Here is a 7,701-nt window from a genome sequence, read left to right as displayed (position 1 = left end):
TCAATCTGAGCCATGATCAAACTCTTCAATTTAAGATTTTGTTCGGCTCAATGAATACTGACTTCAAAACTAATATTTATGAAAACATAAACATGTAATTCTAAAGCTATTATCGTTCCAACAGAACGATAATGAATTGACTGTGCCAATGATTGCTTTCTAAGAAAGTCATCATCGTATTGGTCACTCAGTTCATTGAAACCTAAATTGTTTCCGAAGAAACTATTTGGATTATCATCAACGAGTGCCCACACAGATTGATAGGTCTATATTGTTAAAGAGCGTTGCTTTTCGAGAAGTTTTTCTCTCAAAGCGGAGGTGCATTCTAGCGAGATAATTTGAAGAGTCAAACACTTTTTCAAATTTATTTTCTCAGAAGTTTTTCACCTCTCCAACACTGCTGAAGCCTTGTGGCGTCTGCCGTGTCAGTGAGGCGGCATTATAGAGACACTAATCTTTATGGCAAGCCTTTTCTTTAAAAAATAAGGAAAAAACGCACTTTTCTTTGAATTTCATTCAAAGTGCTGATTTATCCATATTTTACCCCAGAATAAGCACAACTTATCCACAAAGTTATTCATTTTAGTACAAAAAGCGCACAGCTGAGATTGCCTATAAAAAAGAAAAGCTGCATAAGCAGCTTTTCTATCACGATACTAAGTTGTCATTTAAATGCCTGAGCCATCACTTTCGTTCTCTTCTTCATGAAGACCACACTCTCTCTTCAATCCAAAGAAGCGAGTTTCTTCTTCGCTCATTCCCGGCTCCCACTTACGGGTTGTATGGGTATCACCTACAGACAGATAGCCTTCTTCCCAAAGTGGATGATATGGAAGGTTATTTTCCTCTAGGTAATAGTGGACATCTTTATTCGTCCAATCGATTACAGGCAAAAACTTAAATACACCGTTTTGAATAGCTAGGATGGGTAAGTTCGCTCGAGAACTCGATTGCTCGCGGCGAAGACCAGAAAACCAAGTACCCACCTCAAGTTCATCCAATGCACGACGCATTGGTTCCACTTTATTTAGCTTGTTGTACTTTTCTATACCTTCTACACCTTGATCCCACAATTTTCCATAACGTGCTTCTTGCCAATTAGGGCTAGTTGCAGCACTGAAGATCTTGAGATTCAAATTGAGTTTCTCAGTTAGTTCGTCAATAAAGCGATACGTTTCTGGAAACAAATAGCCCGTATCCGTCAGAATGACTGGCGTATCGGCTTTAACTTGAGAAACCAAATGAAGCATCACTGCAGCCTGAATACCAAAACTGGACGACACCGCATGTGTGCCTTCTAAGTTTTCGATAGCCCACGCGACTCTTTCTTGTGCCGTCAGTGTTTCTAAATAACCGTTCAATTCAGCAAGGCGCAGCGACTGCTCCGCCTTGGTCATCGACAATAACTCAGAAAGCTGGGGCTTCTTTGTTGCTGTAGTATCAGGCATGCAAATCCCTCTTAGAGATGAAGACTTCTTCGATAATGCCCGCACGAATTGTGAAGTCACCGAAGCACTCGCCTTCGTTACGCTCATTTGCCCAGCGTTCAACCAAGTGATCGATCTCTTCTAGGATTTGAGCATCTGTGATGTTCTCTTTATACATCTTAGGAATACGAGTACCTGCGCGGTTCCCTCCTAAGTGTAAGTTATATCGACCAGGTGCCTTACCGACTAAGCCAATTTCAGCCAACATTGCACGACCACATCCATTAGGACAACCAGTTATGCGCAAGATGATGTTCTCATCTTCAGGTAACCCGTGCTTTTCAAGGATACCTTCAACGTCCGTAACAAACTCTGGTAAGAAGCGCTCCGCTTCTGCCATTGCAAGTGGGCAAGTAGGAAACGCCACACATGCCATCGAGTTTTTACGCTGTTCGCTCACGCTGTCATCCATCAAGCCGTGTTCACGCGCAATCTTTTCGATTTTCGCTTTTTGGCTTTTTGGTACACCTGCAACGATAAGGTTCTGATTCGCTGTCATGCGGAAATCACCTTTGTGGATTTTCGCGATTTCAGCTACACCTGTTTTCAGAGGTTTTCCTGGGTAATCCAGCAGACGACCGTTTTCAATGAAAAGCGCTAAATGGTGTTTGCCATCGATGCCTTCCGCCCAACCAATCCGGTCACCACGATAAGTCAGCTCGTAAGGACGGCTATCTTCAAACTTTACTTCAGCTCGTCTTTCAACTTCTGCTCTAAATACATCAGAACCTACTCGGTCTAAGGTGTATTTTGTTTTAGCGTTCTTACGGTTTGAACGATTACCCCAGTCGCGCTGAGTGGTTACCACGGCTGCTGCAACGTCTAGCGTTTTTTCTAGTGGGATAAAACCAAAGTCATCCGCGCGACGTGCGTAAGTCGATGTATCACCATGCGTCATGGCAAGACCACCACCTACTAGAACATTAAAACCAACTAGCTTGCCTTCTTCTGCAATTGCAACAAAGTTCAAATCATTAGCATGGACATCTACGTCATTCTGAGGTGGAATCACAACCGTAGTTTTAAACTTACGTGGTAGATAGTTACTACCTAGAATCGGCTCTTCATCTGTGGTTTCTACTTTTTCACCATCTAACCAAATCTCTGCGTAAGCACGCGTCTTTGGAAGTAAGTGTTCACTGATTTTCGCCGCCCACTCATAAGCTTCTTGATGAAACTGTGATTCGATTGGGTTGGTTGTACAAAGTACGTTTCGGTTAACATCACCCGCTGTTGCAATTGAATCAATACCAATGCTGTTCAGCGTTTGGTGCATCAATTTAATATTTGGCTTAAGTACACCGTGGAACTGGAATGTTTGACGAGTCGTTAAACGGATACTTCCATAGGACGTATGTTCATCAGCAAACTTGTCGATAGCTAGCCATTGCTCTGGCTTAATAATGCCGCCAGGCATACGTGCACGTAACATTACATTGTGCAGTGGCTCAAGCTTTTGCTTTGCACGCTCAGCACGAATATCGCGATCATCCTGTTGGTACATTCCGTGGAAACGAATCAACTGGAAATTATCTGCGGTAAATCCACCAGTGATACGATCTTGTAAATTTTCAGTGATCGTACCGCGTAGGAAATTACTTTCTCTTTTTAGACGCTCATTATCGGAAAGTGGACCGAGCACTTCGCCTAGTACTTCTTGCTTATCACTCATTAGTACACATCCCTTTGGTAACGTTTTGCTTTACGCAGATCGTTAATGAATTCTTCTGCTTTTTCTTGGCTTAAACCGCCATGCTCTTTTGCAACAGAGACCAATGCATCATTGACATCTTTCGCCATGCGAGTGGCATCGCCACACACGTAGATATAGGCGCCATCTTGAATCCACTGCCACATTTGCTCTGCGTGCTCAAGAATTCGATGCTGAACATATACTTTTTCTTGTTGATCACGGCTAAATGCGACATCTAACTGAGTCAACAAACCAGACTTGAGGTATTTCTGCCATTCCACCTGATACAAGAAATCTTGAGTGAAAGTACGGTCACCAAACAACAACCAGTTTTTACCTTCTGCATCGCGGTTGTCACGCTCTTGGATGAAGCTACGGAAAGGTGCGATACCAGTACCAGGACCAATCATGATCACTGGCGTGTTGTCGTCTTGTGGTAATTTGAAGTTATTATTGTTTTCAATAAATACCTTAACTTCACCGCCTTCTTCTAATCGATGAGATAAGAAGCTAGACGCACCACCATAGCGAGTCTCTTCACCTACGCCGTATTCCACGACACCTACCGTTAAATGAACTTCTTCATCAACTTCGCTTTGCGCAGATGCAATCGAATATAAGCGAGGCGTTAGGCGACGCAGTATTCCTACTAATTCTTCCGCCGATAGCTTAGTTTTCTTCTCTCCAAGCACATCAATAACTTGAGTATTACCCGCGTATTCACGTAACTTGTCTTTGTCCGCAACCAGTTTCTCTAGCTTTTTACTGCCAGAAAATTCTGCAAACTTAGTCACCAATTGAGGGTTAGACGTCGTCACTTCGTATTTGCTTATCAACGCAGTACGAATAGAAAGACTTTCACCATCAACTTCAATCGTTTCGATACCCGACAAACCAACCTTCGCTAAAATAGCATCGACTAACTCAGCGCTGTTTTCATACCAAACACCTAACGCATCGCCAGGCTGATAGGTAATACCCGACTCATCTAAATCAATTTCGATATGACGAACATCTTTGCCAGAATCACGACCCGTAATCTTCTGGCTAGTCAGAAGTGTTGCAGTATACGGCTTTTGCTTAGTGTACTGGCTGTGAGCAGCAGCAGGCTGACCGCCAGCATGAAGCTGAACCACTTCAGCTTCGTTCCCAGCGGAAAGCATGTCTTTGGCTTTTTCAAGAGCCGCTTTACGCCACTCCGCTGCAGGCGCTTCATAGTCAACATCACAATCAAGGCGATCAATAAATGATGTCGCACCTAGCTTAGACAGGTACTCATCGAAATCTTTTGCCGTTTGGCAGAAAAACTCGTAGCTCGAATCACCCAAACCAATCACTGCGTATTGCAAGTTCGGTAATTTCGGTGCTTTCTTAGATTGTAGGAACTCATGAAGCTCCATAGCATTATCTGGTGCTTCACCTTCACCGTTTGTAGAGGCCACCACGATAACGTGGGTTTCTTTCGCCAAGTTCTTACCTTTGTAATCACTCGCGTCGAATAGCTCTACTGCAATTCCTTCTGCTTGCGCTTCTTCTTTCAGCGCTTCTGCAACGCCTTTCGCGTTACCCGTTTGTGAGGCGAAGATGATGCTCAGTTTGCCGGCTGGTTTTGCGGCTACTGCGGCGGCAGCCTGATTAATAGGCGCGGCAGCACCAGCTGGTTGATTTTGACTTATACCCCAAAAATAACCACTCACCCACGCTAGCTGCTGTGGGGACAATTCAGAAATAGCTTGTTGTAATTGACCTATTTGCTGATCGTTAAGTGGGCTTGCGAGGGCGGAAAGTTCCTTAAGTAACATGTCACGACATCCCTATTCATTGCGTGATGATAGATTAACCACTCCCCTTAATAATAAAAAAGAATAGATGAGCATGTTTTATAACTTTTTGGAAGTAAGAAAGGATGTGAACGGGTGGAATCAGTACTCTTCAATGCGAACTTGGCGAAATCCAACCGCTAGCGCAGATTTAGATGCCTTATCTAAGTCTATGTAATGACACTCTTCACCGTGTGAATCGGTAAGAAGAATAAAGCCGCCTCGCGTATGACGAAACTCCACAATCCAAGTTCCTTCTTGGATAGAAGGTTCGATGATTGCCTCAATGAGTTGATTATCTTGATACAGGCTTCGCAGTTCAGAAATCGTCATGGGTCGTTCCGTGCTAACAAGTATGTTAATAAGAATGACGCAAAATACGCACTTTGCAAATAGATTGTTAACACAAATAACAAAAAGGCATATTGATATGACTCAATATGCCTTTTCTAATTTAAGGGGAATAGAGGGAGAATGTTTAAAATCCCGCTTCGACTCCGACAAATGCACCATGTGTTAAATACATATCGCTCGGTCCTGAAAACATGTTAAAGCGGTAATCCATCACGCGATATCCAGCTCGAATCGCCACGTCGACTTTTTCGAAATCAAAACGATAGCGCATACCCGCAGTGACATCGGCAGTTTTATCACCATCACTATTACCAAAATCAAACTCACCAATTACATCAAAGTTTGTTTCAGGAATAGTAATCGCCGCGTTGGCATACCAGCTAAAAAGAACTTTATTGAAGTCCTGCGTTGGATCAACAGGGTTTGAGTAGACACCATTCGCGTATTGGGAAACCGTAAGACCGGCATCAAAATGCAAAAGATCGTGCTCAATCAGATCGTAGTAGAAAGTAAAATCCGTTTTATTGAATTTGATATAGCTCATTTCTACTGGGCTAAAGCGAACTCTAAAATTTGGCACATAGGCAATATTGTGCTCTAGCGCTAACGAGCCTGTGAACTTGGTTTCTCTGTCACTATTTAAAATAGTTTCGGCATCATGCTTATAAGCCGTTTTTGCCGACCACGCATCGCCAGATACTTTCACGGAAAAGTCCGTTTCCGCGTAAGAAGAAAACGTACACATTAATAAAGAAGAAGAGAACAAAGCCGCACAAACGCGATTTTTCATGGAAGGAAGCCCCACCCGTCAGTTATGAACACATGGGGATACTATCATAATTGCCCTGTACGAAAAGACATCTCATTCAGGGCTGACTCAATTTTAACGCGGGCAGTACACTTTGTTACGGAAGAACCACCAAGCAATTGCCAATACAATTAACCAAGGCAATAACTTAAATACCATACCCATCATTCCGAACACTAACATGACTGCGAAAGCCACGGCACCCGCTGCGAAAATCGACACTAGGGTGACGCCAGTAAAAAACAACACACCCAGAAATACCAACACAAATAGCAGTTCAATCATTGTTTGCCCCTTTTGTATTTTTACTTTCAACTATATAGCTGAGTTATTGCAGGAAGCAGACCAACTTTTGAAAAATACTCTTTTTTCCTTTTATAACAAGTAAATACAACAAAGCCTTGAATGCTAACTCAAGGCTTCATATTTCTAATTATGGTCAATTTAGCTAACAGGTGGCGATTTTTACACATCCAATTCAGCAGGGATTTTAGCTAACGCTGTCTCGACAACTTCTAGCCCAGCCCCTTTCTTGTGAGCGTTTTCACTGATGTAGCGACGCCACTGTCGAGCACCCGGCATACTTTGGAATAATCCGAGCATATGACGCGTCATATGACCTAGATACGCGCCATTCGATAGCTCTTTCTCTATATAGGGGTACATTTCGCGCACAATATCAGAGCGTTTCTTAACTGGCTTTTCAGAACCAAACAACTCTTGATCAACAAAAGCTAGCAAGTACGGGCTTTGATAGGCTTCACGGCCGATCATTACACCATCGAGATACTGCAAATGTTCTTTCGCTTCGTCCAGAGTTTTGATTCCGCCATTCACCGCAATATTCAGATGTGCAAAATCTTTTTTAAGTTGGTAAGCGCGAGGATAGTCCAAAGGAGGAATTTCACGGTTTTCTTTTGGGCTTAATCCACTCAACCACGCTTTACGGGCATGTATGGTGAATTGCTCACAACCACCCTTCTCAGAAACCGTAGAAACAAAGTCCGTGAGGAATTCATAAGAATCTTGGTCATCAATACCGATACGTGTTTTTACCGTAACAGGCACATCAACCACTTCACGCATGGCAGCAACACATTCCGCCACCAAGTTTGGTTCTCCCATCAAGCACGCACCAAAACGACCATTTTGAACACGATCAGACGGGCAACCCACATTTAGATTGATTTCATCGTAGCCGCGCTCTTGAGCGAGCTTCGCACACGTTGCAAGATCTGCCGGATTAGAACCACCCAACTGCAATGCGACAGGGTGTTCCTCTTCGCTGTACGCTAAGAAATCACCCTTACCATGAATAATCGCGCCCGTTGTCACCATCTCGGTATACAGAAGTGCGTTATCCGACATTAAGCGATGGAAGTAACGACAGTGTCTATCTGTCCAATCGAGCATGGGTGCAACGGAAAAGCGAGAAAGTGCGTATTTGCTAGAGTTTTCAGGTTTTATCATGGTTTACTACTAATCTGGGTACTGTATATATATACACTAGTTTGCTAGAATTGCTCCCGATTTCTCTTA

7 protein-coding genes are annotated in these 7,701 nt (G+C 43.3%); all 7 read right to left on the bottom strand.

All coding sequences use genetic code 11. The annotated features are described in order from the left end of the window. Positions 1-668: 668 nt before the first annotated feature. The 7 genes from Q8W40_RS13880 to dusA all read right to left on the bottom strand — a co-directional run bounded on the left by Q8W40_RS13880 (position 669) and on the right by dusA (position 7,632). Complete coding sequence (locus tag Q8W40_RS13880; RefSeq protein ID WP_126607141.1) at positions 669-1,448, bottom strand: phosphoadenylyl-sulfate reductase; 780 nt, start codon at positions 1,446-1,448, stop codon at positions 669-671. Further along, complete coding sequence (gene cysI / locus Q8W40_RS13875; protein ID WP_101114656.1) at positions 1,441-3,159, bottom strand: assimilatory sulfite reductase (NADPH) hemoprotein subunit; 1,719 nt, start codon at positions 3,157-3,159, stop codon at positions 1,441-1,443. The genes Q8W40_RS13880 and cysI overlap by 8 nt, the downstream gene beginning before the upstream one ends. Next, the gene (locus Q8W40_RS13870; RefSeq protein ID WP_305397973.1) at positions 3,159-4,982 is read right to left on the bottom strand and encodes an assimilatory sulfite reductase (NADPH) flavoprotein subunit; all 1,824 of its coding nucleotides are present in this window, start codon (positions 4,980-4,982) and stop codon (positions 3,159-3,161) included. The genes cysI and Q8W40_RS13870 overlap by 1 nt, the downstream gene beginning before the upstream one ends. Before the next feature lie 120 nt (positions 4,983-5,102). Beyond that, positions 5,103-5,333 (bottom strand): hypothetical protein, encoded by a 231-nt coding sequence (locus Q8W40_RS13865; RefSeq protein WP_101114654.1) that lies wholly within the window; start codon positions 5,331-5,333, stop codon positions 5,103-5,105. A gap of 145 nt (positions 5,334-5,478) precedes the next feature. Beyond that, positions 5,479-6,144 (bottom strand): TIGR04219 family outer membrane beta-barrel protein, encoded by a 666-nt coding sequence (locus Q8W40_RS13860; protein ID WP_305397971.1) that lies wholly within the window; start codon positions 6,142-6,144, stop codon positions 5,479-5,481. Positions 6,145-6,237: 93 nt separating this feature from the next. Continuing rightward, on the bottom strand, positions 6,238-6,447 hold the full coding sequence (gene pspG / locus Q8W40_RS13855; RefSeq protein ID WP_101114652.1) for an envelope stress response protein PspG: 210 nt from the start codon (positions 6,445-6,447) through the stop codon (positions 6,238-6,240). A 180-nt stretch (positions 6,448-6,627) separates the two neighbouring features. Continuing rightward, positions 6,628-7,632 (bottom strand): tRNA dihydrouridine(20/20a) synthase DusA, encoded by a 1,005-nt coding sequence (gene dusA / locus Q8W40_RS13850; protein ID WP_305397969.1) that lies wholly within the window; start codon positions 7,630-7,632, stop codon positions 6,628-6,630. Positions 7,633-7,701 lie beyond the last annotated feature (69 nt).

This window comes from Vibrio penaeicida (genome assembly GCF_030689305.1).
GTDB classification, from domain to species: domain Bacteria; phylum Pseudomonadota; class Gammaproteobacteria; order Enterobacterales; family Vibrionaceae; genus Vibrio; species Vibrio penaeicida_B.
Note: the sequence above shows the minus strand (reverse complement) of the source record. Positions and strands in the feature narration are given on the sequence as shown.

Bases quoted from the DNA above. Each gene is read 5' to 3' on its own strand.
- Q8W40_RS13880 (WP_126607141.1), bottom strand. From the start codon at position 1,448: ATGCCTGATACTACAGCAACAAAGAAGCCCCAGCTTTCTGAGTTATTG.
- cysI (WP_101114656.1), bottom strand. From the start codon at position 3,159: ATGAGTGATAAGCAAGAAGTACTAGGCGAAGTGCTCGGTCCACTTTCC.
- Q8W40_RS13870 (WP_305397973.1), bottom strand. From the start codon at position 4,982: ATGTTACTTAAGGAACTTTCCGCCCTCGCAAGCCCACTTAACGATCAG.
- Q8W40_RS13865 (WP_101114654.1), bottom strand. From the start codon at position 5,333: ATGACGATTTCTGAACTGCGAAGCCTGTATCAAGATAATCAACTCATT.
- Q8W40_RS13860 (WP_305397971.1), bottom strand. From the start codon at position 6,144: ATGAAAAATCGCGTTTGTGCGGCTTTGTTCTCTTCTTCTTTATTAATG.
- pspG (WP_101114652.1), bottom strand. From the start codon at position 6,447: ATGATTGAACTGCTATTTGTGTTGGTATTTCTGGGTGTGTTGTTTTTT.
- dusA (WP_305397969.1), bottom strand. From the start codon at position 7,632: ATGATAAAACCTGAAAACTCTAGCAAATACGCACTTTCTCGCTTTTCC.